Origin of the sequence: Streptomyces sp. KLMMK (assembly GCF_036961605.1) — a bacterium.
GTDB classification, from domain to species: Bacteria; Actinomycetota; Actinomycetes; order Streptomycetales; family Streptomycetaceae; genus Streptomyces; species Streptomyces telluris.
Genome location: NZ_JBAMDC010000701.1, coordinates 1 through 1712 on the forward strand (window position 1 = coordinate 1; position 1712 = coordinate 1712).

Here is a 1712-nt window from a genome sequence, read left to right on the forward strand (position 1 = left end):
CTGCGGACCTTGCCCGCCACGTCCACCACCACCGCCCCGCCCGTACGGGCCGCCGAGGGCGCGACGGGCGCGGGAACGGGCCGCGAGGACGGTGGCGCGACCGCCGCGGCCGGTGCCTCCCGTACGGGCACCCGCACGGTCTGCGGGCGCCCGGTCAGGAAGTGGTACGCGGCGAAGGCGCACGCAGCGACCAGGACGACCGTCAGCGCCGCGAGCGTCCTCGGCTCGATGCCGCACCGCAGCTGCGCCCAGAGCGGCAGCCGCTCCCGCAGCGCAAGGCGCCAACTCCCCTCCGCGCGAGGGACATTCAAGCCGCCGGAGTTTCCCCCGCCCGAGGCGGGACCCGTCGACCGGCCCGGAAACAGCTCCCCCGCCCGCTCCCGCAGCGAAGGGCCGCCGGGCTCAACTGCCGCATTTCTCGGGCGATCCGTCATGCGCAAGACCGTAGAGCGATCCGCCCGATCCCGCTCGGACGGCTCGATTCCCGTGGATATCCCGGCAGTTGTGGATAACCCCGTCACCCCACCGGGGGAAGAACCAAGGGCAAAGGGAGCCGCGAGCCCCTACTTCGGCGCCACCACCACGCCCAGCAACCCTGGCCCGGTGTGCGCCCCGATGACCGCGCCCACCTCGCTGACGTGCAGTTCCTCCAGCGCCGGCAGCCGTTCCCGCAGCCGGTCGGCCAGCAGGGTCGCACGGTCGGGGGCGGCCAGGTGGTGGACGGCGATGTCGACGGGGGCCGCGCCCGCGCGCTCCACCGCGATCTCCTCCAGCCGGGCGATGGCCTTGGACGCCGTGCGCACCTTCTCGCGCAGCTCGATGCGGCCGCCCTCCAGCTGCAGCAGCGGCTTGACGGCCAGCGCCGACCCCAGCAGGGCCTGGGCCGCGCCGATGCGGCCGCCCCGCCGGAGGTAGTCGAGGGTGTCGACGTAGAAGAAGGTGGCCGTGCCCTGGGCCCGCTTCTCCGCGGCGGCGACGGCCTCGTCGAGGGTGCCCCCGGCGTCCGCCGTCTCGGCGGCGGCCAGCGCGCAGAAACCGAGGGCCATGGCGACCAGGCCGGTGTCCACGACCCGCACCGGCACCGGCGCCTCGCGCGCCGCGAGGACCGCCGCGTCGTACGTACCGGAGAACTCGGCCGACAGGTGCAGCGAGACGATGCCCCGCGCACCGGCCTCGGCCGCCGCGCGGTACGCGGCCGCGAAGACTTCGGGACCGGGCCGGGAAGTGGTCACCGACCTGCGCTTCTGCAGGGCCTGGGCCACGCTGCGGGCCGAGATCTCGGTGCCCTCTTCGAGCGCTTCGTCGCCCAGGACGACGGTCAGCGGTACGGCGGTGATGCTGTGCCGCTCCATCGCCCGCTGCGGCAGATAGGCCGTTGAATCAGTAATGACAGCGACATGGCGGGACATGTTCCGGAGATTACCCGCAGGGGCGCTCCGACGGCAGTACGGGCCCCGTACAGGTGATCATCCCGCGGGACCGCCGGACAGCGGAAGCCCGCATGGGGTACACGCACGGGGCACACGCAGCGCGCACCGGGGGGACGAGCAGGTCTCCACGGCCTCCGCGGTCTCCACGGTCTCCGCGGTCTCCGCGTCAACGGCGCCCCGGGCCGATCAGGTGGTGCTCTCCGGGCGGCTCGTCTTCTGCCAGGAGTAGCCCGGCTGCCGCCATCCGTCCCGCTCCCGCCCGGTGATCGCACGAGGCTCGGG

Annotated in this window: 1 protein-coding gene and 1 pseudogene; both read right to left on the minus strand. The window is 74.1% G+C overall.

Features of this window, described 5'->3' with window-relative positions; all coding sequences use genetic code 11:
- Positions 1-311: pseudogene (locus V7793_RS37270) on the minus strand (DNA-binding protein); the annotation flags it as partial.
- Positions 312-563: 252 nt separating this feature from the next.
- Complete coding sequence (locus V7793_RS37275; RefSeq protein WP_336014137.1) at positions 564-1409, minus strand: DegV family protein; 846 nt, start codon at positions 1407-1409, stop codon at positions 564-566.
- Positions 1410-1712 lie beyond the last annotated feature (303 nt).

Excerpts from the sequence above, each read along its gene's own strand:
- V7793_RS37275 (WP_336014137.1), bottom strand. The coding sequence starts at position 1,409 with ATGTCCCGCCATGTCGCTGTCATTACTGATTCAACGGCCTATCTGCCG.